This is a genomic window from Bacteroides sp. AF39-11AC (assembly GCF_003474285.1).
Taxonomy (GTDB): Bacteria; Bacteroidota; Bacteroidia; order Bacteroidales; family Bacteroidaceae; genus Bacteroides.
Genome location: NZ_QROH01000004.1, coordinates 311,198 through 336,680, shown reverse-complemented (window position 1 = coordinate 336,680; position 25,483 = coordinate 311,198). Strand labels below are relative to the sequence as shown.

Here is a 25,483-nt window from a genome sequence, read left to right as displayed (position 1 = left end):
ATAATTAGTCTATATATCATTTTCAGGCACGAATCACGCAGATTTATTTAACTGTGTAGAGAACTTAATCCGTGCCTGAAAATATAAAGTTATTTTGCATGGGCATTTATCACTATTAAATACCTAAAGTATCCCCCAAAACTAGGAGTCGTAAACTTTAGCATATTAATATGCATCACCCCAGAAATGATTTGTACACTCTACCGTTCTTGTTGATACATATTCATTTTCCACTCCATTTATCACAATATTCGCATTACATACAAATTGAATATAAAGATCCATATTAGAATCTCTTTCTATGAATTCTACTATTTTGTTTTGTACATTCGTATCCATCAAATCTATATCAAAAGGAAGCCCATCCGAATTTGGGAAATCAGTAAGACGTATATGAACACGCATACGAGGCTGTTGAATGATAGTAACTCCTTTATATTGATATTTGGGATAAATTGTTGGCAATACATTTTTTCCATATTCAACATTACCTACTTTTCTATAAGACGGCAATTCAGAAGAACGCACAAAGACATAGCGTAAATCAGACGTAGATATACGAGCTTTCGGATTACTAACAATACTATATGATATATGCTGTGGTTGAGGTACCTCATAGATATACTCTCTATTTGTTATAGCATTGTTTTGCTCAATTTCATTAAAAACAGTAGTCCACCAAGTCATTGTAGGAGATTCTAATAGATTCCATCCTCCAAGCTTTCCATCAATCATTTCAAGATGTATATTAACAGGAGCCATTGGGGCTGCAGTTGGAGTAGCAATTGCACCTTTCATACTAATATCTCCATGTGTAGTCAAATTTACATCCAGTATTTCTTGTGTGTCTTTTTTAAACAAACCAGAAAATCCAGAAAAGATAGATATAATACCCGACTTTGCTAAAGAGAATAATGTAGCAGTTCCTATCGCCCTACTATTTTGCTGAACATTAGGTAATATTGATTGCAACCATTTTTCAGCTGAATTTCCTGCAAGTTTACCAATGCCTTGAATAGCTTTAGAAGTAGTAGTAGAAGATGATGATTTCCCAATAATAGTTCCTTCTGTTTCTGATTTAAAATTGCCATCCATTACAATGCTCTCAGTTGTAACATTCATTGGTTCTATTTTCATTATACCAGAAGCCTCAGAATCATAAGCTAATTCTATTTGGAAACCATTCCACCCTAAAGCAAAACCTCCACCATGCTGTGTTGTGCTATTTGAGACAATAACTTCATTCCTACCTTTTTTATCTTTTGGCAATGCATATTCATTCACAAAATTTAAAAGACTTGTTGGCTCGGAAAAAGAAATTCTCCAATATCCATTATTGTTCGTTGCAAATGTGCTCATATAACAGAAAACTCGCAATGTTCCCGTAACATAATTGTGAAATATGAGATAAGACCTATCGCTTTGAGTATCCGGCGCCATGGTATGCGCCACAAGTTCCCAACCATTATCCGGGCTTAACTTCTGTTGCATGAAGAATGGTAAACTTCCTCCATCTACCCATGGGAGATCAACCTTTTCTCCATTAGGCAGTGTGACTTTTGATTCATTAACCCAGTTCACATCATTATCATTAAAGCTGACACGGGTCATAGCATTTATCTTTGTTGACGGATAAATGACTCCATCCTCTTCAGCAATATAAAATGTTTCTACATTTTCGCTATTATCAATAGAAAGTTCCTTTTGAGTACAAGAAAACAAAAACATTATAGTAAGAATATATATAATAATTTTCATAATATAGAATGTATATTTCGACCAATTCCCTATCAAGTGATAAGGAATTGGTCGAATAAGTTTATCTAATTAATTTGTTTTCTCTTCATCAGCTACAGCTTCCTCCCAATTAGTAAACATCGGCACTGAAGCATCGTAACCATCATAACCATAGTTCTGACGAAGTGTAGCACCGATATTAGCTGTAATAGCCGAATTAGGTACAGGCCAGAACATATTACGCTTATCAACCTGATAGTTAAACGCTTTACCAAGAGAGTATACCGGACCATGATTAAAGATGCTGTAACGCGTGCAACGCTTAAACCAATAGCTACCACCATTCAAATCGGTACCGCTTTGTTTATCCCAAGTAGCTAAGTCGTAAGTCTCACCCCACTCATCGGGCTGACCGCTACGAGCCAAACACCAGGAGATACGAGTCAACTCAGGCTGACGCCATTCTTCCAGATAAAGTTCACGAGCACGTTCGTCGGTGATGTCTCCGATGGTAACCGTAGTAAACATTTTCTTAGCATTAGCACGACGGCGAACAGCATTTACATCATCAGCCGCACCCGTTGTATTGCCTTGATAGAATTTAGCTTCCGCACGAAGCAGATAAGTCTCGGCAAGACGGAACAAATAGAGATCACCATTGGAACAGGAGGTGCCTTTTGTAGCCCCATTGAACTGATTGGCATTCATATTTTCTTCTGCCGCGGCATCTTTAATATAAACCTTATACAAAGGAGTAGGATACCAACTGCGAATAGTATCGGAACAAAGCAATTTGCCCTTTGCCACGATGGGTTTGCCTTCATCATTTACCCCCCAATCTTCCGGCGCATAGAGCATCAGGTTTTGACCATAGAAATCCGATGCCGGATTATTATACTTGAGATCTTCCATTTCGACCCAGTTACCTACAGCGCGGTTGTGGCGCAAATCTTGCGTATCTTCTTCGCCATCATAACGCCAGATAGTCTTATTGTAATGGTGGGAAGTACGGAAACAACCAATACCACGTCCTAAAGCTCGTACCCAATCTAACTCTTCATTATACTTACCGTCAGTACGTGCATAATTCAGTGTAGGTGAACTCAGATTATGAGGATCTGTAATAATACTATTGGACCAGTGCACACACATGGCACGCATCAGCGGATAACTTATCCAACTCTGACTATGGAAATTCAAAATAGGCATGATGGTTTCCTTGTTTTCAGGAATAGACACATTTTCGCCACGATGAAGATCCCAAACCACATTACGTTGCACGGGCAAAGTTTTGTCATTACCTACAACATATGTTCCGAATGGAGCTTCCATCAACTTCAAACCATGGTTATTGATCAAATCAGTAGCCATATCTTCGGCTTTCTTATACTCACCCGTTACAAGATAACATTTAATAAGCAGCTGCATACAAGCTTCCTGATTCACTGTTCCCATATAGGCCATGTCCTTTTGGGCCGGTACGTTATTAACTGCAAACTCCAAATCATGCACCAACATCTGGAAGATGGCTTCCTTGCTTGTAGACTTATAGTTCTGCTTGGGTACCTCGATAATTTTTGTCACCAAAGGAATGTCACCGAACAGCAGTGCCTGATGATAGTATCCATAAGCACGGTGGAAGTAAGCACGTCCTTTATACTCGTTACGCAACTTTTCATCCAGTCCCTGTACCTGATCTACGTACGAAAGCACAGTATTGGCAAACTTGATGCTAACCCAACCACGGTCCCAAAAACGGCTCATAGAGTTCTCATCTCCTCCCCCTTTCATACCATCGGTCGGCGTAATCTTGTTGGCGAAGTCATCCATAAAAAAGCCTACATCAGTCTTTGCATATAAGCCTATATCAGTCATGAAATAGAGCGAAGCCATCGGAAGTACGTTTCCGTTTCCATCCATTAACATTTCCTTGAGTCCCAGGTCGCACATCGCCATTGCAGAACGCAAACCCGATTCTGTAGTATACGTATTTCCCGGATTATAGAATGACAAGGGGTCTTGTTCCAGGAAGCTGTCCGAACAACTTGCCAGCATAGCTGCCGAAGCTAAAACCATGCATCCCTTTGCTAATTTATTCATCTTTTTCATATTGTCTTTCAGTTATTAGAGTGTTATATTCAAACCAAAGTTAAAGGAACGGGTAGATAAGCCGCCTGTTTCGGGGTCACCATATTCCCAACCGGAGATGGTGCAAACATTCTTGACGGTTGCAGTTACGCGAATCTTGTCAATCATATATTTCTTCGTCCATCTCTGAGGCAGCGTATAGCCAACGGTGATGTCGTCCAAGCGAACAAAATTGCGGTTGTAAAGCTTATCCACACCGGAAGCCAAACCAGTATTAGGACCTGCAGCATTCAGACGGCAGTAGGCATTGGTCGGGTTGTCGGGTGTCCAATATTCTTTCTCCGGCATATTGAAGCCATTAAGTACCTGTGAACCGCCATTGTCCTGATTCAGCCAGTAACCATTTGTACTCTTATGCCCCATATAGGAATAGAGCGAGAATGAGAATGTCAGATCTTTCCACAAGGTGAACTCATTGCGCAAGTTCCAATAAATGGGAGGGGCTGTGGTTCCAAGGTAAGTTTTATCGTTATCGTTGTAAACCGGCACCCGGGTGCCATCTTCTAAAATTTTATCGTCTTCCGTATAGCGATTCACCACTCTCGGATCACCCGGTTTCTGGCCTACCAAAGCAGCAGCAGCAATATCCTCAGGTGTGTTCTGCCAAACGCCATCAGTTTCGTAATACCAAATGGTACCCATAGGTTGTCCGATGAACCAACCGTTAGAAGTATCGTCACGCTCTACACCGTTTTCGTCATAGTCGTAATAGATGTGGTTAATACGGTTTTTATTGATAGAGAAACCGGCGGAAGTATTCCATGTAAAGTCTCTAGTCTCGATATTAGTAGAATTCAAAGCTATTTCAAAGCCCTTATTCTGCACTTCACCCAAGTTGGCAGTAATACTACCGAAACCGGAGAAACTCGGCAGACGCTGCGACATAATCATATCGGTAGTCTTCTTGAAATAGTAATCCACCGTACCGCTCAAGCGGCCATCCAATACAGAAAAATCTACTCCAACATTCCAGGATTTCGTCTTTTCCCATTGCAGGTTAGGAGCTGCCAAACGGTCCATATACAAGGGATTAACCACTGTTGATGTGCCGTTGTTGACATAAACCATGCCGGTTCCCCCCAAGTTCAGGTTAGCTAATGTTTTGTACACATCACCAAATTCACGGTTACCGTTGGTACCCCAAGACGCACGTAGCTTAAGCATATCCAACCAATTCTGAGTGCTCTCCATGAATTTCTCGTTCGAAACAGTCCAACCTAAACCTACAGAACCAAAGTTACCCCAAGGATTCTTGGCTCCGAAACCTGCATAGCCGTCTCGACGGAACGTACCGGTAAACATATAACGGTCGCCGTAGCTATAGAACAAACGTCCCAGATAAGAAGCGGCAGTGTAGTGCGTATCGTTGGTAGAGAAAGAACTCTGCTCCTTGTTGGCACCATTGGTATAGTGGAGACCAAGTGCATCAGTCGGTGTAATGTTACGGGCCTGAATATTATCGCTCCAATAACGATGTTCTTCAGCTTCTTGCACCAATGTCACTGTAAAGTGATGAGTATCAGCAAAAGTGCGATCCCAAGTAATGGTATTATTCAAGTTCCAGTCAAAGTTCTTGGACCATCCGCGATTCACACCACGGTCAGCTGCCGAAGAGTTGGGCAGGTCGGCCGACATGAAATAGCGGTCGTAAAACCATTGCAAACGCGGAGCGGCGTTGAATTGATAAGAGAATCCTAAAGGCAACGTGAGCTTGGCATTGAAAATGGTATTCAATACGGTATATCCTTTCTCCAAATCGTAGTATTGACGGTCGAAGTAGTAATTGTAACCACCATTCGTAGGCGTACCCGACATAGGGTATTGCTCATACCCACCATTTTCACTATACATGGAAGCGTAAGGAGAATTACGCAACATATTATTATCCCAATAGTTACTGCCCAATGATACCTGAATATCACCGTCAGAGCGATCCTGGAAGTTCACATTTGCACCCACCTCCAGCCAGTCGGTAATCGTGGCGTTAATCTTCATGTTCGAACGGAATGCATGATAATCATTACCTTGTACGGCACCTTCATTATCCATGTAGCCCACAGACAAATAGTAGTTAACTTTATCAGTAGCACCTGAAATGCTGGCGTTGTAATCTTGATTGATACCGGTACGGAAAGTGGAATCATACCAATCAAAGGTATTGCCTGCCAAGAAATTATTATATACCAGCGGAGAAACATCCAACGTCAGACGACGTGCAAACAAGCTAAGCGCGGATTCGCCTTCAGAAAATCCGAGACCACTAAAAGCGGTAGCAGAACCCCAAGCACTTTGTTCTGCAGCTGTCATATTTGTAGGATTGTCATAATAACCTTGCGGATAGGCAAGTGCATATATGGGTTTGCCGTTCTCGTCCGTTTTTTTAGTGTCTACCATCGCATTGTAATAACCATAAAGCCCGTTCTCTCCCTGTCCATAAGTATTCACCATCTTATACCAATCCTGACGATAACGCAGGTAACCGGAAGCATTGTAATAGTCGCGATAAGCCGCTTTCTGGTTGACAGCCAGATTAGCGCTCACATTGATGACAGGCTTTCCTTGTTTACCTTTTTTAGTAGTGATAATGATAACACCGGCAGCGGCCTTGGCACCGTAGATAGCAGCAGAAGAGGCATCTTTCAATACGTCAATCTGACCGATATCATCCGGATTGATTTCTGAGAGTTCACCGTAGAAAGCCATACCATCCAATACGATCAACGGACTGGCATCAGTACCCAACGAGTTCTTACCACGCAACTGTATAGAAGCACCGCTACCTTTTGCAGAAGCATCATAACCAATCTGTAAACCCGGTGTTCCACGCAATACATCTTGTACAGATGTCGGATTCGAGTCGGCTATTTTACCGGGATTAATCTGTACAACCGATCCTGTAAGGTCTTTCTTACGCATCGTACCGTAACCAACTACCACTACCTCATCCAGCATCTCAGTGTCCTCTTGCAACGTCACTTTCACTGTTCTCTGTCCCTTCAAAGGAATTTCTACTGTTTTGTAGCCCACAAAACTTATTACCAGCGTAGCATTCTGTTTTACTTTCAAAGAGAAATTACCATCAATATCGGTAATACATCCATTGGAAGGTACGCCTTTTTCAACCACACTGGCGCCAATTACAGGACCCATTGTGTCCTCCACTGTACCAGTTACCGTAACATTAGGATTTTGAGCGCTCAGATACGAGACGTTCATCATAAGAGCCATACAGATCATTAAGGTAGAGAGTACCTTATTCAACCTTGCCCCTGAGGAAATCTTTAGTTTTTCCATCGTATGAATTTTAAGATTAAAAAATAACTTAACACACTATGTGATAATAGAGCTGCATGCTTAGCTCCAGAATCACATTGCAAATCTATGGACATTCACAGAGTAAAGCCCTTACAAATGTTCCATTCATGTTTAGTTTTGGTGCATGAAACAAAATCCTACATAAGTTGAAACATTCTTCAACATATTATGTAGGATACAAAAAACATTAACAGGATATTTCTTATTCTCCCTCAATAGTTCCACCCGAAGTGAAACGTTCCATATACTCGGAGGGCTGCATACCGATTTCTTTTTTGAAACTACTACTGAAGTAACGCGGGTCATTATATCCCACTGCATACGCCAATTCTGAAATGCGGATGTGTTTCTTTTCTTCCATGATCCGGCAAGCTGCTTTCATACGTATATTACGGATGAATGAAACATAAGTCAACCCGGTTAGCGACTTCAACTTGCGGAAGAAGGTGGATTTGGTGGTATGCATCTCTTCCAAAAAACGGGTCTGATCAAAGTTCGGATCATCCAGATGACGATTCACACAGTCAATGGCACGTTGCAGGAAATCTTCGTCAATGCTGGTATAATTCAATTCTTTTGCTTCGAACACCAGCTGCTTCTTGAAGTCTTTCATCACACGCTCACGAGATTTGAGCAAGTTACCAATACGTGCATGGAGTATGCTCAGGTTAAACGGCTTTGCAATAAATGCGTCCGCACCCGATTCATAGGCTTCTACACGATCTTCTTCTTTACTTTTCGCAGTGAGTAAAATTAAAGGTATATGGGAAGTATCAAAATTAGCTTTTACTGCTTTACAAAACTCAATGCCGTCCATTACCGGCATCATTACATCCGAAACTATCAAGTCAATATCAGCAGATTCTACCACTTCAAGAGCTTCTTTGCCATCAGTTGCGGTACAGATATCATATTCAGCACCGAGCAATTTCACCATCAATGCCAATAGATCCTCATTATCTTCTACTAATAATAAAGTATGCTTTTTCTCCGGCATATTATCCTTGCCTGATACATTTTCTTCTGATGCAGTTTCCAAAATTATAGCCTCTTCCTGAGTAGATATAACTTCATCCAACGTTGAAACAGTAACACTCGTTTCATCTATTTCTTCTTCAGAATAAGCCGAACGCTGAATAGGAAACTCTACTTTGAAAGCTGTCCCTTTACCTTCTTCACTTTCTACAGTAATCGTACCATGATGGAGAGCAATCAAGTCGCGTACCAGTGACAAGCCTATTCCTGTCCCTATCGTATTGAATTTCCGGTAATCTCCTTCATAAAAACGCTTGAATAAGTTTTTCTGTGATTCTTCCGGAATGCCGGGCCCATTATCTTTAACCACCAGACAAGCCAACCCGTTCGTTCCATCATGACTCAATTCAATCGCCACTTTACCACCGGGCTTATTGTATTTAGAAGCATTAGAAAACAAATTATACAGAATCTTATCCAGTTTATCCGAATCGAAGAAAGCCAGATACCGTTCCGAATCATTCTGAATCGTAAAATGAATGTCTTTTTTCTTCATTAAAGGTCGGAAACTGTCAAGGCTCCGGCGTACAAACTGTACCAGATCTCCCTGAGATACTTTCAACTTCAGGTTACCTGTCTCCGCTTTCCTGAATTCCAGAATTTGCTGCAGCAAGCGTATCAAACGATTTATATTATGCGTCATCACAGTATACTGTTCCTTATAAACCGGAGCTGTTTGCTTCAATTCATCAACAGAAGCAGAAATAATAGTTAACGGAGTCAGTAGTTCATGTGTAATATTCGTAAAGAACTGCAATTTAGCATGATTAATTTCCTCAGCCTTCGCTTGTTCCATCTCACGCAAATGAAGTGCATTACGCAGACGGATACGGTTGCGAACAATCCGGAAAATATAACAGGAAATACCAATAAATACTAATATATATAAGGTATAAGCCCACCAGGTTTTCCAAGGTGGAGGAAGAATGGTAACTTTCACCGTTTGTACATTCTCGTCCCAGATACCATTGGAATTTGAAGACTTTACATGGAAAGTGTAAGTACCGGGCATCAGGTTATTATAATAAGCAAAACGTTTGGAAGCATCCGTGTACTGCCATCCCACATCGAATCCGTCCAGTTTATAGGCATACTGGTTTCTTTCCGGATTGGCATACTCCATGGCAGAAAACTCAAAGCTAAAGTTATTTTGTTTGTAATCCAAAACAATCTCATCTGTAAACCCGGGCGATAAATCAGAGATTTCCGCACGCTCTTCATCAGACAAGGAAGTCCACGACTGATTAAACACTTTAATATTAGTAATCACGACCGGAGAAGAAAAGACCTGTTCATCCTGTTCATCCGGATAAAAGCTATTGTATCCCCGATGTCCGCCAAAAAATAATTCACCATCCGGAGCTTCACATGATGCCCCTCTATTAAACAGATTATCCTGCAGACCATCTGAAGTGGTATAAAGACGGTATGTTACATTCTGCAAATCCTTTGGCACAGTAAGCTTCAACAATCCTGCATTTGTTCCCAACCAAAGATCCCCTTTCTTATCACTCTGAATACTGGTTACTGCATCTCCCGGTAGATTCCACAACTTATGTACCGGTAAGAATCGATCTTCTATGGCATCATACAAACTTAAACCACTTCCTCCGGTTCCAACCCAGATACGCCCTTCAATATCCTTATATATGCAATCTGCATAATTACTGTTCAGTTTCCCATTAACTACAGAATAAGCCGAAAGCGTATATCCATTTAACGAGTGTCCACTACCCTGAATACGAACCACTCCATGCGTATTAGACGCCATCCACATTTCACCATTACCCCCCTCGGTTAGTTGCATAGCAACCATATCCTGTATGGCAACTCCTCCTACTTTCAAAGAATCAATCCGTACCGGGGTACCATCCGCTGCACGCATCGACACTCCTCCCCTCGTAGCAAACCAAAGGTTTTGCTTAGAGTCTTCATAAATATCATAAATACAGGAATTACACATCCACGGAGCATTCCCCGAATTATGTGCCTTCACACGCTTACCAACAGAAGCCTGTTTATCAAGCTCGTAGGCTCCTCCATTGTACACACCAATCCAAATATGACCGGTAGTAGGAGATTGCATAATAGACATTACCGTTGAAATTCCCTCATATGACATAAAATCGGGCATCTGATTATAGTGAATAAATTTTCCAGTCTGGCGGTCCTTCACCCCAAAACCGTAAGTACTGATCCCCATCCAAAGCTGTCCTTCATCATCCAACAAGAGACTACGTACCGAATTACTTTTCAACATCCGTTTAGTTTCAGTTAGGCGGTCCAGATTAAATTTCGCTTTACGGGTATTCACCATATTCACCCCACCTCCAATCATGCCAACCCACATAATGCCTTGTCGATCACGCAACAAAGAAGCAACCTCACTACTGGTTATTGTATTTTCCGATTCACCGGAATAACAATTCTCAAACCCGGAAAAAGAGATCGGTCCATTCTGTAAGGGAAGAATACTCAAACCACTACGCGTTCCTACCCATAAAGAATGGGTATTCACATCTTCCGAAATAGCATAGATAAGATTATCTGAAATTGTATAAGGCTGCTTTTCATTATGGGTAAATGTAGTCCAAGTAGTTCTCTCCGGATCATAAGCATTATGCAGTAAATGCAAACCCGATCCCCATGTACCGACCCATATATTCTTGTAACTATCCTGAAACACGACATGGGCGGAGTTTCCAGAATTCATCCTCGGATATTTCCAATATTTACCGGTTTTCTTTTCATAACGATACAATCCACCATTCCAGGTACCAATCCAGATATCTCCTCTATCATCCTCAAATAAAGACTTTACAGTATTCCTTGGAAAAATCCCTCCGGTATTACTTGCATCATAAACCAAAAAAGTATCATCATTTTCCTGATACTCAAAAAGTCCCGCTTCCGTGGCAAACAGAATACGTTGATCACTCGTTACCAATATTTGTGATATACCTGTACTTGACAATTCTGCATTTTCTATCTTACGAACTTCTCCAGTTCGTTTATCCAATACATTCAGCCCACTATAAGTTCCAATCCATAATCTATGGCAAGAATCCTCCGCTACACAAAATATGTTGTTACTGGACAACAGATCCGGGCAATAAAGATTCGATTTATAAGTAGTGATAGAATAACCATCATACTGAAAAAGTCCGTTACGGGTAGATATCCAGATATAGCCGTCCCGGTCTTGATAGACCGATTGCACATCTTTACTGGACAAGGTATTCAATATAGATGAAGACCTAAATGCCAAAGAATTATGTTGGGGCATTATCACTGCCTGACACATCAAAGGGAAAAATATTCCAAAGCAAAAAATGAAACTCCAGATTCTATCTTTCATAGTTAGCATTAGATTTCAATATAATTAATAACTGCAGGCAAATATACGTAAATATATATAAAAGTATCTTATCCATTGGTAATTTTTTATTTCAATCATTCCACAATGAGCCATACCTGAGATATACTTGCTCCGTATCAACTCCGTACTTGCTCCGTCCAGAGGTACTTCTGAGTGGAGAATGTACGGAGCAAGTACGGTCCGGATACGGTGCAGGTAAGGAGCGAATAGGGACGAAAAGAATGGATTTGGTCTAAAATTCGCCCTTTTTGACCTTAAAATGGTCATTTACATAGCATGGAAAGTGTTTTCTTTGCAAAGAGAAATAAATAAGAATATTCTTACCATGTAATACACACGCTATGATGAAAATTGCCTTTTCTAAAATGACCAAGGGATTATTACTGTTTGTTTTTTTAGTATCTCTAAGCGCAAACGCATCCTTATCACAAGCTAAAAATGATTCCATATTTCATTTAGTTAAACCGGATTATCAGTTGAGTCCACTGACGGGCATGACTCGCCAACATTGGATGGATGCAGCAACCTATCTATTGGACGGAGCATTCAGCTACATCCATGCATTGGATGATCCGATGCGTTTCCCTAAACAACCGGGAAAGAGCTATCCAACGGATGGAAAGTTCAACAAGACAGAAAATCTGGAAGGACTTTGTCGCACTATGTTTGTAGCAATTCCACTATTAAAAGAAAATCCGGATTTGGTATTAAATGGAATCAAGGTAGGAGATTATTACCGGCAACAGTTGTGCAATATGAGTGATCCGTCGAAGTCCGGATATATTCAACATCTCAAAGGTGGACCAAGCCAGACGCTTGTAGAATTCGGAGCACTTGCCCTGTCACTTACCGTAATGCCCGAAATTATCTGGGAACCATTGACTCAAAAGGAGAAAGACGATCTTGCTGCATTAATGCTTAGTTATGGCAACGGACCTACAATCGGTTCTAACTGGCGCTTCTTCAATATATTCGTCATGTCTTTCTTCAAAAACCAGGGTTATGAAGTCAAAGATGGTTATATAGATGAATTGCTACAAAAATCACTGGCACAATATCGTGGGTACGGATGGTATAATGATAGCCCGGCCTATGACTATTATAGCATGTGGGCTTTCCAGATGTATGGTATGATTTGGGCACATTATTACGGTGAGAAATTTAATCCTGAAGCCGGACGTCAGTTTGTTAGCAACTTCCGTGATTTGGTTCCTAACTATCCTTATATGTTTGCTGAGGATGGTAAAATGAATATGTATGGACGCAGTATTACGTACCGTATAGCTGCCGCTGTACCTTTCCCGCTAATGGGGTGGCTCAATGATCCGTCTATCAACTATGGCTGGATGCGCCGCATTGCCTCTTCCACCTTGCTCCAGTTCCTTGAAAATCCCGCATTAATGGAAGACCGGGTACCCACGCTGGGATTCTACGGAGCTTTTGAGCCTGCCGTACAGATTTATAGTTGTCGTGGCAGCGTTTACTGGATGGGAAAAGCGTTCCTTGGATTATTATTGCCGGCTGATAATCCGTTTTGGACAGCTGTCGAGAATAACGGAGCTTGGGAAAAAGAGTTTCAACCCGGCAAGGTGTACAATAAGTTCATGGAAGGCTCTAATACTTTGGTGACTAACTATCCCAATAGCGGCACTTCGGAAATACGTGCATGGTGCCATGAAACGGTTGCCAAAGACTGGCAAAAATTCCGTTCTACCGAGAATTATAATAAACTGTCTTACAACACGGCATTTCCCTGGATGGCAGACAGTCCAGATGGTAAAGTGTCCATGAACTATGCTGTACTGAATGACAAACAAGAATGGGAAGTGTTGCGCCTCTATACATTCAAAAAGTTTGAAGACGGAATTTACTACCGGGATGCAGAACTTGAAACAAACCCGGAAATCAAATTCCGCCTGGCAGATATTCCACTTCCTAACGGCATACTTCGTGTAGACAAAGTTTCTTTCCCACTTACAACAGAATTACGTTATGGACACTATTCATTACCGGAATTAGAAAGTCACATTGTTACAAAAGAACAAAAGGCCGGAGGATACACTGCCTACTGCATGGATAATGGTATCTATCAAACAGCGCTTATCAATCTCCAGGGTTGGTCGGAAGTGGAATTTGTACAGACTGAAGGACTACATCCGATAAGTAATAAATGTTCTGTAATCAATGCCGCCACAACTCATTCCGGTGATAAAGTCTTTATCACACTGCAATTATGGAAAAAGAGTGGCAAGCCATTTACAAAAAAGGAACTGACACCTGTAAAGTCCTTCAAACAGACCGGAGACACTATAACCATTTATTTCTCTGACGGGACGGTAAAGACGGCTTCTCTCTCCTGATATAAGTTTCGGAAGGAATAGTTATCTTTGCCGCCAAAATAAAAGCTACGAAAGCTCTTCTACAGAAACAATATAATTATGGCAGGCATCTACATACACATCCCCTTCTGCAAGACACGTTGCATTTATTGCGATTTCTATTCCACCACACGTTCGGAATTGAAATCGCAATATATCCGTGCTCTTTGCCGGGAGTTGACAGAACGCAAGGAGTATCTGAAAGGGGAAGCTGTTGAAACCATTTATTTCGGTGGAGGTACACCGTCACAGTTATCGGAGGAAGACTTTAAGGAGGTTTTCAAAACGATTGAACAGGTTTACGGAACGAGGGAAGCAACAGAAATAACTCTTGAAGCAAATCCCGACGACCTTACAGAAGAATATATCGGGATGTTACGCACTCTACCGTTCAACCGCATCAGTATGGGAATACAAACTTTCGATGATGCAACACTACGATTATTGAACAGGCGGCACAACGCCGCACAAGCAATAGAGGCAGTACAACGCTGTCGGCAAGCAGGTTTTCAAAATATCAGCATCGATCTGATTTATGGTTTGCCCGGAGAAACTGACCAACGCTGGGCACAGGATTTACAGCAAGCAGTCAGCCTTAACGTGGAACATATTTCCGCTTATCATCTGATTTACGAAGAAGATACACCTCTGTACAAAATGCTGCAACAACACTCTGTATCTCAAGTGGATGAAGACAGTAGCCTGAACTTCTTCTCCACATTAATAGATACCCTTTCGGCCGCAGGATACGAACACTACGAAATATCCAATTTCTGCAAACCGGGAATGTACTCCCGACACAATACTTCTTATTGGCAAGGTATCCCTTATCTGGGATGTGGTCCATCCGCACATTCCTTTGATGGAGGCTCGCGCGAATGGAATGTAGCTTCGCTAAATCAGTATCTTTCATCTGTAGAACAAGGGCAACGCCAACATGAAACAGAACAACTGGACACACGAACCCGCTACAATGAATACATCATCACAGGTCTGCGCACAATGTGGGGAATATCCACTGAAGAGCTGAAAAAGAAGTTCGGCGACCGGCTCTCGAAATATTGTTTGGAACAAGCCAGATCTTATCTGGAAAATGGGAAATTAGAGTTGCATAACGATCGGTTAAAGCTAACCAGAGAGGGTATTTTCATCTCAGACGGTATCATGAGCGACCTCTTGGAAATAGAATAATTACATATACAATATGCCCGGTCCTGATATATTTCAAGACCGGGCAACTTAACAAAACAAACCCTTTTTACAGAGAAATAGTATACTCCAATCCTTTATCAGGAACCACTATAAAATTCGTCACTTCAAAATTCATATCTCCTCCTTTGATACCATTATCAAATCCGATACGGACACTATAACGTGTATGCGGCTTCAGCGTCATATCCCGAAAATAGACCAGAGAAGTATCATGTGTCGTCTTTTTCAGTTGCAGGATTAAATCCGTAGTATTGGTTATAGAAAGCGTCACTCCTTTCTCATTACGGCTGATTTCTTCTATTTTCACGCATTTTTCAAAGAATGGACGGAGCAAGTCTTCACGTCCAATCACCAACTCTCGATAATAAGCAGCAGTGCGACGATTATCCAATGCTTCACGGATGCCTTTCAAGGAACGTTCTTTCGCAAAGACGAATGTCATGGTACGATGCTCATCTTTAGAGAAATCATAATCAGTCTGAATGGGTTGATGGATATCGGAAGTGCCAATCATTGTCAGATTCTTATCCAAACACCATTGAATGGCTTCGGGCATATACAGAGGACCATTTGCTACTTCAATGCCATGCATACAACCTTCATTATAGAGTTCTGTGTGCTCGGGCCACCACTTAGTAGTATCCGGTTGTTGGGCAGCCCATCCCGGATGATTCCAGAAGATAAAGGCTCCTTGCTTTTTGGCTTCATTGAAAGCGTCTTTATACTCTTTTTGTTCCAATGGATTGGAGTCAGCCAGAAAAATGGCATTAAAGTGTCCGGGAGCCATCGGACGAGTAATCTCACTACCTCTGATTAAAAGTATCTCAAGCTTTTCAGCCTGTTTCTGACAAAGATCGAACGAACGGTTATGATCTGCCACAACATCTTTTTTATGAGGACGATATTCGATGTGTTCTGTCAGAGAAATTGCATCCAGTCCTTCACGGTAAGCCTCATCTACACGTACCGTAGGCCAAACCAGACCATCAGAGAAGACAGTGTGCATATGGAAATCGCACTTCAAAGTAGTGTATCCATCTAAATCGGGAACCTGAATTTCATTCCGGCGTTGCGCCTGTACATTCATCAGGCAGGTTGCCAAAAGGAACGCACTTACTAATACTTTCTTTACTTTCATGTTATCTATTTATTTTTATCATTAAAGTTACTATTACCAACCTAGGTTTTGAGGCAATAAAGCCGGATTTATCTGAGTAGCCGTCAACGGTATCGGACGCAAGTATTTCTTATCATCCCATTTACGTCCCTGGCTAAAGCCAAATTCAATATATCCGTGGTCACCTTCGGACAAACGATTGGTTTTACCAATTACCACATATTGCACGCCCTTAATCTTCTCACCGGCTGGCGGTTCTTTATCCACCACAGCTACATCTTTTACACCATCTCCGTTCAAGTCATACGCTTCACCTTTCCGGGGAATGTAAATACCTTGCCATACATTTTCAATCAGGTCTCCCTGTTTCCAGCGCATGATGTCATCATAGCGAACTCCTTCAAAAGCCAACTCTACACCACGTTCACGACGTATTTCCAGAATCCATTTATCCGTTGTTTGACTTTTAAAGTAAGCGGCTACATACGGGTCATAGGTTGCAGGGATCTTCCCTTCTACCCCGGCACGTTCGCGTAATGGTTTGACCGTAGCATTCCACACCGTTTCATCACATTCTCCTAATTCCGCTTTCGCTTCTGCATAATTCAGCAATACTTCCGCATAACGAAAAATAGGAATAGAATTATTGGCTGTAGCCTTCCCTACATGCACATCATCATCTATAGCCCATTTGATAAGCTGATAACCGGTGGATGTCATAGAGAAATTAGGTGCATCCGGCTTCACCGTACCACTGATTTTCCGCTGGTAAGACGGTGAAATAACTGTTTGCATCAGACGACAATCGCGATTCTGAAACTCATCCATATACTGCATGGTAGCATAATCCGTACGGTCGGTGAAACGGTTACCATCGCGCATCAGATACATATTCACAAAAGACCGCACCAATGACCAGTTTGCCCCAAATGAGGCTGAAAATAGTTTCCAGGTAATGGAGTGCATACGCAAATCTTTTTTGAAGGCAATACCCCAGATTACCTCCGTTTTGTTCAGTTCTTCCGATGTAAACAGAGAACGATACTGTGTCTCCACATCTCCCGTATTCAGTAATTTATAAGGGCCTTTCGTCATCAGTTCTTCGGATGCGGCAATAGAGGCACGCAGGAATTTTTCAGCCGAGTTTTGCAGTCCTAACTTCGCATGATATTTACGGTAGGTACCTTCGAACAGACAGATACGGGACTTGAGTGCTAATGCCACCCATTTCGTTATCAATGTGCTACTTTCTGTCAAGGTCTTATCCGTGGAACAATTGGTACAGGCAAAATCAAGATCTTCCAATATCTTATCCATAACAACCTCACGCTTATCACGTGGTTTGTATAATTCATCTCTATTATCCACATCCAATGTCGTTTCATACCAGGGTACATCACCGAACGTTCTGACCATACCATAATAGAAATAAGCACGCCAAAAACGTCCCACACCTTCATTATGTAAATAAATGGCATCCGTTACTTTGCCTTTAGCATTAGGCAGATTATCGAGAAAATAATTAATTTGTCGCAGATCTCCCCAGTCACCGGTTCCCCAACCGCCTTGTTGGGTATCATCCCACGTGTCACCGATCAGAAAAGTAGTGGACGAACGGGTTGCACAAAAGTCTGCATACTGGTCGCCACCCCAGGCTATTGTTTCTTCGCCAGGCAGGAAACTTTGCAGAAAACCATTTGTATAAAGCCGTAAGTCCGATTCCGACTCCAGAAAGCCTTCGGAAGAAAAACTGTTCTCAGGCTCACAATTCAGAAAACTATCACAAGAGGTCAGAGCCAAAGCATACAGACCTATCAACCAATATTTTTTCATACTCATCTTCTGTGTTAAAAGGTTACATTAATACCTATCGTATAGCTGCTCAAAATAGGATAGCCATATCCGTCTCCGTCAGTATTGGCAGTAGAACGGAAGTCTGCATCACCGGCACTGATACCTTCGGGATCATACATCTTGGTATGCTTGTTCAGCGGTGTCCATGTCAGGAGGTTCTCACCGGCAAGGTAAATCTTCAAATCCTGCAAGTGCAGTTTATCGCAAAACTTCTTATTAAAAGTATAATCTATCTGAAGATTCTTCAGACGGACATAAGCTATATTCTGTAAATAGCGGTCATTGGCCTGGATACCCAACGCCTTTGTAGAGCCATTTGCCAGATAGCCACGGTAACGGGGCCAATAAGCATCAGTGTTCTGGTTTTCTTCTGTCCATACATTATTTCCGGTATGTTCCTTCAGCATATAGCTGTAAGGGCGGTCATATTGCCCCCAGAAGAAAGCTGACTCGCGATGCGGATACCAGTTTCGCTTGCCTACACCTTGAAAGAAAGCACTGATACCAATACCATTCCAATTAGCACTCAAATTGAGACCAAACTGATAGCGAGGCGTAGTATTTCCGATAACCTTCAGGTCACCGTGATCATCCAATGTATTCTGACCATTATCCACCGTACCGCTTTTATCGAGATCGGCAAATTTCAAATCACCCGGTTTCAGAATATTCGTAGCGGATACTTTTAGTTTGGACTGGTCTGCATGAGCATCTATTTCAGCCTGATCTTTAAATAATCCTTCGATATGATATCCCCAGATAGTACCGATCTCCTGTCCTTCATAATAAGTGGAGAGTAGTTTCGTAGGATTATTGAATTTAGTAACCCAGGTACGGCTATCCCACAACATAGCTTTTACACTGTAATTAAATGGCTTATTAGCCAGTGTAAAGTTGTCACGCCACATGACCGAAAGTTCCCAGCCCTTGGTTTTCATCTCTGCATTGTTACCTTTAGGCGTAGCGGCTCCCAGTACGGCAGGTAAAGTAGGGCCTACTGTATACATATCCGTTGTATAACGTTGATAGTAGTCGAACACCATCGACAAACGGTTAGATAGCATATCGACATCCAGGCCAATATCATAAGTTATCGATTTTTCCCAAGTCAGACTGTTGGGAACGATATTCGGAGTAGTGGCATACGTCTGCAATGCATCACCCAGAATAACGGATGTTTTCTTAATGGGAATTGTAGAAAGATAGAGGTAAGGGCTTACATTACCGTTGCCCAGGCTACCGACGGAAGCACGGACTTTCAAGTTATCCAGCCAATTGCGGGTAGATTTCATAAAAGGCTCTTCAGAAATACGCCAGCCCAGTGATCCGGAAGGGAAGAAACCCCACTGCTGATTCTCGGGAAATTTGGAAGAGGCATCATAACGTCCACTTACTTCTGCCAAGTAACGACTCTTATAATTGTAGTTCAAACGATATAAGAAACCTACATAAGCCCACTCATTTCCGCCTTGTCCCGTAGTATAATAATCACCATCCATAAGAGCAAAACTCGGTTTAGTGGCACTAATCAGACCACGGCGGTAAGTTTGTATCGTTTTATAATCCTGGTGCTCAAGATTCCAGCCCAACAGTACATTCAGGTAATGATCGGAATTAGAAAATTCAGGAATATAGTTACCGGTAATATTGCTTGAGAGATATTCCTTGTTATAATCCATATTTTCCAGAGAACTGAATGTGTTACGGGTTCCCATTATTTCCGGTCCCGTATAATAATTGTACTGGTTTTCGGCTCTTAGACGGGTGGACTTGCTGCTGTAATAAGTAAAGTCACCTTTGAAGACTAATTGCTGTTTTATAGGTGTATACGTTAAGGTCGTCGTATTGCGTACATCCAGTTTATTGTCCTTTTGCCAGGAAGTCCCTTCTACAAAACCTGCCCATCCGATATATACAGCTGCCTCGGTCCAAGTACCGTCAGGGTTCTTCTCCATAGTCACCGGATATCCCTGATGTTGTGCCTGACGGGTTATATTCTGACGGTCGTACATCACCATGGGCTGGTGGGAACGGAAAATCATGACATCCGTATTATTCTCCAACAAAAGAGATTTATTGATTTGTATTTCTCCTTTTGAACGGATATTATACTGCGTATACTTTTCGTCTCCGGCATTGTAAATGCCATCCTGATTGTAGTAGCGTCCTGACACATAATACCGGGCACGCTCATTTCCCCCACTAATGCTGACATTATGTTCAGTGGAATAGTTCTGATCTTTATAAATGATATCCAGCCAGTTGGTATTACCAAAGTATTCATATTCCCCCTTATCATTGACACGCACTTTATCCAGAGAAGGATCGGCATCACGTCTTACCAATTCATTATACCAGTCGGTAGAATACTTAAATACATTATTGATACCTCCCGGAGGCGCCTCCTGACCTTCCAGATAAGCCGTATACCAGCCATCGGTCCACTGCAAACCATTACTAACGATACCATCTTCTGTCTTCACCGTACGCTGATGCATGGAGAAACTTCCATTATAATTGATTTTCGTCTTTCCGGCAGTAGCGTTCTTAGTAGTTACCAATATCACTCCGAAAGCACCACGCGCACCATAGATAGCAGCCGAAGAAGCATCCTTCAGTACAGATACACTTTCCACATCCGCGGGATTCACCGAGTTGAGATCACCCTCCACCCCGTTTATCAATACAAGGGCACTACCACCCGCACCAATACTTCCTGTTCCACGAAGATTAATGGATGGCGTACGCGAAGGTTTACCGTCACTGAATGTAATGTTCAGCCCCGGCACCATGCCTTGCAACGAACGGGAAATATTACTGTTGCTGCGCTCTGCAATCTGCTTGCTATCAATCTGGTCCACAGCACCCACCAGATTTACTTTCTTTGCCGTACCGTAACCTACGACCACCACTTCCTGCAACTGTTGCGCATCTTCCTGAAGCACAATTTGCATTTGCTGGTCATCTTTTACCAGTACCTCTGTCTCTGAGTATCCGATATAACTCAGTAACAGTTTTTTCCCTTTCTCTACATCCAAAACAAAATGTCCGTTCACATCAGTGATTGTTCCCGACTTTCCGTCTTTGATTCTCACCGTAACGCCGGCCAGCGGTTCTCCTGAGGCATCTTTTACCACACCTTTCAGTGGAACAAGATTAGCAGCAAGCAACATCCCTCCCCCTAAAGCAAAGGTGAGGGCAACGGCAAAACGCCTGCTTACCAAACTCCATTCTAAAAAACATCTTTTCACTTTCATACTGTTCAATTGATAAAATAAATCAAGAATCCTTTCGGGGTGCAAAGATGGGGGCTACAGATTTCAACTACGCTACAAGAAAGTGAAGTTAGGATGTCAGAGAAATGATGGATATTTGGATTGAAACTCTTACCTTTGTCCACTAATTACATGAAAAGACAATATGACAGAACAGGAAGTCAGAAGATATCTACGGAAAATGAGCGAGCAGGACTCCCAGTCTGCTTTCCGAGAATTCTATGATATAACGTACGATCGCCTGTTCCGCATTGCTTACTACTATACCCATCACGAAGAATGGTCACAAGAGATCGTACTCGATGTTTTCATGAAACTTTGGGAACATCGTAAACAGCTATTAGATGTAACTAATATCGAAGATTACTGTTTCATACTCGTGAAAAATGCTTCTCTTAACTATATAGAAAAAGAGGAACGCCGCCCTACCCTATCAGCTGAAGTTTTACAGGAACCTGCAGACCAGGATGTATCTCCCGAAGATACTCTTATCAGCGAAGAGCTGTTTGCCCGTTATGTAAAAGCCCTCGACCGATTACCGGAGCGTTGCCGGGAAGTTTTTATCCTAATTCGCGAAGAAAAACAGACATACGCACAGGTGGCAGAAAAGCTCGACATCAGTACAAAAACGGTGGATGCACAATTACAAAAAGCAACGAGCAGGCTAAAAGAGATGTTATTGAAATAGTTCATTATACAGGATATTACTTCTGTATATTAAAAAAAGAACGGTCTCGTGAAATGAATATTTTTATATCACGAGACCATTTTCATTAGTTTATTTTCGGCTTCAATTCATCCGGAGATCCTTTTGTATATGATTTCACATCACCTGCTACTTTTTTAAATAAGTCACTGATCCGTTCCGGCTCTATTGTATACATCGGACGGAAATTATCAGAATTCATATAATCCAGAATAGCTTTATGCATCTGTCTGGCAACAATACGTTCGTCAGTATTTGTAGTAAGGTCCATGGTAGTCATCATCAGTTTGCCATTGAGCACTTTAGCCTCAAATAGCATACCAATCTTCCGGCTCAGGAACCAGGTATCTATACTCTGGATTGTAGGCTGGAAATCAGCAGGAAAGTCGGTAAACTGTATCACTTGGGCACGATTCAGCAACTCCCACCACTGCAAATTACTATGATATTCCGTCGGAAACTCACGGAACAAAGGGTGCTTGGGATTTACCAGAATACCCGTAGTATGTGGAGGACGCATTTTAAACCAAGATGTATTCCAGAAAACGGGTGTGAACATCTGTGACACCTCTTTTCCATAACTAACTTTACCAGCAGCAAGAATTAAGACTTTTCCACCATTTTGTAAGATATCTAAAGCCTTAGTATCTAACGTATCCGTAGTATAAACATCTTTCTGTACCAGTTCCACCTCTTTGGGATATACCCAGAAATTCCAATCATTTACAGCTTCAGTCCCCTCAATACAAACTTCCAGATTTAATTCCGTCGGCTTCTTTATCTCCCCAAGAGGAAATTCGATATGTCCCAAAACGTGAAGATTACCAATAGGAATATCCTTATTCCCTAACGTATTGCGAGTATAGACTTTACCGTACACATCCTTTATGGTATACGTCACTGGAACATGTTTTAAGGCTTTCTCACCGAAATGAGCAATTTCAATATCAGCAACGAATGCCTCATCATTCGTATATACAAATTTGTCCGTACGCATCAATGGTACAGTAGGTGAGCAGAAACGCCTCCATTCTTGTGCATTAATATATCCTTTCTCTTCAAAGAAAACATCAAGTACTCCTACAAGTGCCGTCCCCTGTCCTGAATAATCATTCAAGGCCAGCAATTGGAATCCTGCATAATCGGGAGTACGCAGTGTCTTTTCTATCTCATACTTATAACATAACGCTTGCAATTTACCCGATGCCATCATAAAACAATGCGCCTGTTCTCCCATCTGGTTATCGTTCAGAATATCACGGAATATTTCAAAATTCCTGGCTTTGTTCACTCCGGTATATTTCCGTATCTCATTAAAGTTAGGGAATACACACCACTGCCCTGTCTCATGTGATACATATGGCTGACTCACAGTATCAATCCGGCTCTGCATGTGGTAGTCATCATTGGTTTGCGGACGCTTTTGCCTCCAGTTAAGTCCACGGGCACCAGCCTTCACATGATATTGGTTACGGGGTTGCCACTGCCACCCTCCACCAACAGATGCTCCTGTATATACTCTGCGCGGATCCATATTCTCCCAATAATCCACGAACTTGGTAACCCAATCCACCCAACGTCCGCTCGGCTCGTTTCCACATGCCAACATACAATAAGAAGCATAATTACCATAAGCTTTGGTCAGTGCTATGGTTTCATCCATTAAATATTTATCAATTGGTTGGCCTAATCCCAGTTTCGGACCATGATTAGGCCAGCTCGGGCCTTCAGGTTGTAAATAGAATCCCACAAGGTCGGCAGCTATGAAAGCTGCTTCAGGAGGACAGAAAGAATGAAACCGCATATGATTCAATCCATAACTACGACAAATACGAAAAACCCTTTCCCAACTTTCCACCTCCATAGGTGCATAACCTGTTAAAGGGAAATCGCAGTTCTCTACTGTTCCGCGTAACATCGTTTTACGACCGTTCACATAAAACCATTTACCTTCTATCTTGAATTCACGCATACCAAACTGTACCTTTTTCGTATTTGTCTGCGTGCCATTATTCAAAACAGCAGTCAATTGATAAAGTGCAGGATTAAATTCATCCCAAGTCAGAAAATCTTTTCCCATCGGTAACTCCATTTCTATAGAAGTATTTCCCGGACGGATAGAAAAGGACTGCCGTACAGGGGGCACATTGTGACGAATATTCGTATTGAAACTTTCAGCAGAAAGAATGATTTCTCCTTTGGCAGAAGAAGCTGAATATACATTCATGTGTACCAAAGCTTTTTGACTAGCCAAATCTGGATATATCTGGATATCTTCGAAATGTATTTTAGGCACTGCCTGTAATTCCACACGACCTACAATACCATTCCAATTACCTTGAGTCTGATCAGTAATACTGTGTGAATCTGGACCTACATTAATTTCTTTAATCCGGTTGTCAACACGTATACTAATCTGGCATTTTTTCCCGGGACTCACAACAGAAGTCAAATCATACACATGTGGTACACAAAGGCTATTTTGCATTCCTATCTCCTTTTGGTTAATCCAAACAGTTGTTTCTATATGCGGACGCTCCAGAAAAAGGCTAATTCTCTCCCCTTTCCACCCGGAAGGAATTATCACCTCCTTCTGATACCAGGCCACACCAACATAATGTTTATCGGGAGTGAGAAAAAATGGAAGTTTAACTTTCCCGTCTATACGGTATTTCTCCATATAAGGATTAAAGTAATAAGAACTATCATAAAGGCTTCCAGTCCATTGAGTACGTATAGTGACATCGTCCCCTTTCAGTTTTTCAGGCATAGAACCGGGTAGATTAATACCATCATCAAATGATTTCCTGAACCATTGCTCTTTGACGCCCACATCTTTCCGATCTATCTGAAACTTCCATTCACCGGACAGATTCACGAATCGATTTTGTCCTGATACGTCCAAAACAAAAGTTACAACCAATAAAATACTCAATAAAAAATGCTTCATAGTACAACCTTTCTTATAAGTTTATTATCCTCTTTTTTAAATTCACCGCTAAAGTAGGGCTTTTCAAAGATGTCCTAAATAGAAAGATGTGCAGAAGCATGGAATATTGTCCTAGAGCAAACATATTCTCAGCGTAAATCAATTTTCGCCACCCCATCAAAACATTTTCTGCATGCAAAGTTACAGAACATAATATCTATACAAATAGAGTATCGTTCAGATAGATGCTATTTTATACATCCACAATATTTAGATCATATCTTTAATGTCTGATGAGAAAATTATAATAAATACTAAGAGAAATACACATAAGAAATACCAAGATTTTTCTTAATATAATAAGGTAACAAAGCATTTTTTCAACCTCTCTTCCATTT

General features: G+C 41.6%; 11 protein-coding genes. 3 read left to right on the top strand and 8 right to left on the bottom strand.

The genetic code is table 11. The features are described 5' to 3' along the window. Window positions 1-165 precede the first annotated feature (165 nt). The 4 genes from DW036_RS09820 to DW036_RS09805 all read right to left on the bottom strand — a co-directional run bounded on the left by DW036_RS09820 (window position 166) and on the right by DW036_RS09805 (window position 11,602). Window positions 166-1,758: a hypothetical protein gene (locus tag DW036_RS09820; RefSeq protein ID WP_147401465.1), complete on the bottom strand. Its 1,593-nt coding sequence runs from the start codon at window positions 1,756-1,758 to the stop codon at window positions 166-168. 69 nt (window positions 1,759-1,827) lie between these two features. Continuing rightward, on the bottom strand, window positions 1,828-3,846 hold the full coding sequence (locus DW036_RS09815) for a RagB/SusD family nutrient uptake outer membrane protein (protein ID WP_118463711.1): 2,019 nt from the start codon (window positions 3,844-3,846) through the stop codon (window positions 1,828-1,830). Window positions 3,847-3,861: 15 nt separating this feature from the next. After that, window positions 3,862-7,179: a TonB-dependent receptor gene (locus tag DW036_RS09810; RefSeq protein WP_118463708.1), complete on the bottom strand. Its 3,318-nt coding sequence runs from the start codon at window positions 7,177-7,179 to the stop codon at window positions 3,862-3,864. Between the two features lie 223 nt (window positions 7,180-7,402). Further along, window positions 7,403-11,602 (bottom strand): two-component regulator propeller domain-containing protein, encoded by a 4,200-nt coding sequence (locus tag DW036_RS09805; RefSeq protein ID WP_118463705.1) that lies wholly within the window; start codon window positions 11,600-11,602, stop codon window positions 7,403-7,405. 353 nt (window positions 11,603-11,955) lie between these two features. Here DW036_RS09805 and DW036_RS09800 point away from each other — a divergent pair, with 353 nt between their 5' ends. Together DW036_RS09800 and hemW are read left to right on the top strand one after the other, a co-directional pair. Then, on the top strand, window positions 11,956-13,974 hold the full coding sequence (locus DW036_RS09800) for a DUF2264 domain-containing protein (protein ID WP_118463702.1): 2,019 nt from the start codon (window positions 11,956-11,958) through the stop codon (window positions 13,972-13,974). Between the two features lie 78 nt (window positions 13,975-14,052). After that, window positions 14,053-15,183: a radical SAM family heme chaperone HemW gene (hemW, locus tag DW036_RS09795; protein WP_118463699.1), complete on the top strand. Its 1,131-nt coding sequence runs from the start codon at window positions 14,053-14,055 to the stop codon at window positions 15,181-15,183. Between the two features lie 67 nt (window positions 15,184-15,250). Here the strand turns inward: hemW and DW036_RS09790 are convergent, their stop codons facing one another. The 3 genes from DW036_RS09790 to DW036_RS09780 are packed head-to-tail and all read right to left on the bottom strand — an operon-like array spanning window position 15,251 to window position 21,432. Continuing rightward, window positions 15,251-16,342, bottom strand: a complete 1,092-nt coding sequence (locus DW036_RS09790; protein WP_118463696.1) for an Sb-PDE family phosphodiesterase — start codon at window positions 16,340-16,342, stop codon at window positions 15,251-15,253. 33 nt (window positions 16,343-16,375) lie between these two features. Then, a complete protein-coding gene (locus tag DW036_RS09785; RefSeq protein WP_118464282.1) occupies window positions 16,376-18,154 on the bottom strand; it encodes a RagB/SusD family nutrient uptake outer membrane protein in 1,779 nt (592 codons plus the stop codon). Window positions 18,155-18,168: 14 nt separating this feature from the next. Continuing rightward, on the bottom strand, window positions 18,169-21,432 hold the full coding sequence (locus DW036_RS09780; RefSeq protein WP_118463693.1) for a TonB-dependent receptor: 3,264 nt from the start codon (window positions 21,430-21,432) through the stop codon (window positions 18,169-18,171). Between the two features lie 163 nt (window positions 21,433-21,595). On the opposite strand from DW036_RS09780, the gene DW036_RS09775 reads away from it, so the two are divergent. Beyond that, on the top strand, window positions 21,596-22,138 hold the full coding sequence (locus tag DW036_RS09775; protein WP_118463690.1) for an RNA polymerase sigma-70 factor: 543 nt from the start codon (window positions 21,596-21,598) through the stop codon (window positions 22,136-22,138). A gap of 85 nt (window positions 22,139-22,223) precedes the next feature. Here the strand turns inward: DW036_RS09775 and DW036_RS09770 are convergent, their stop codons facing one another. After that, window positions 22,224-25,106, bottom strand: a complete 2,883-nt coding sequence (locus tag DW036_RS09770) for a sugar-binding domain-containing protein (protein WP_118463687.1) — start codon at window positions 25,104-25,106, stop codon at window positions 22,224-22,226. Between the last annotated feature and the right edge of the window lie 377 nt (window positions 25,107-25,483).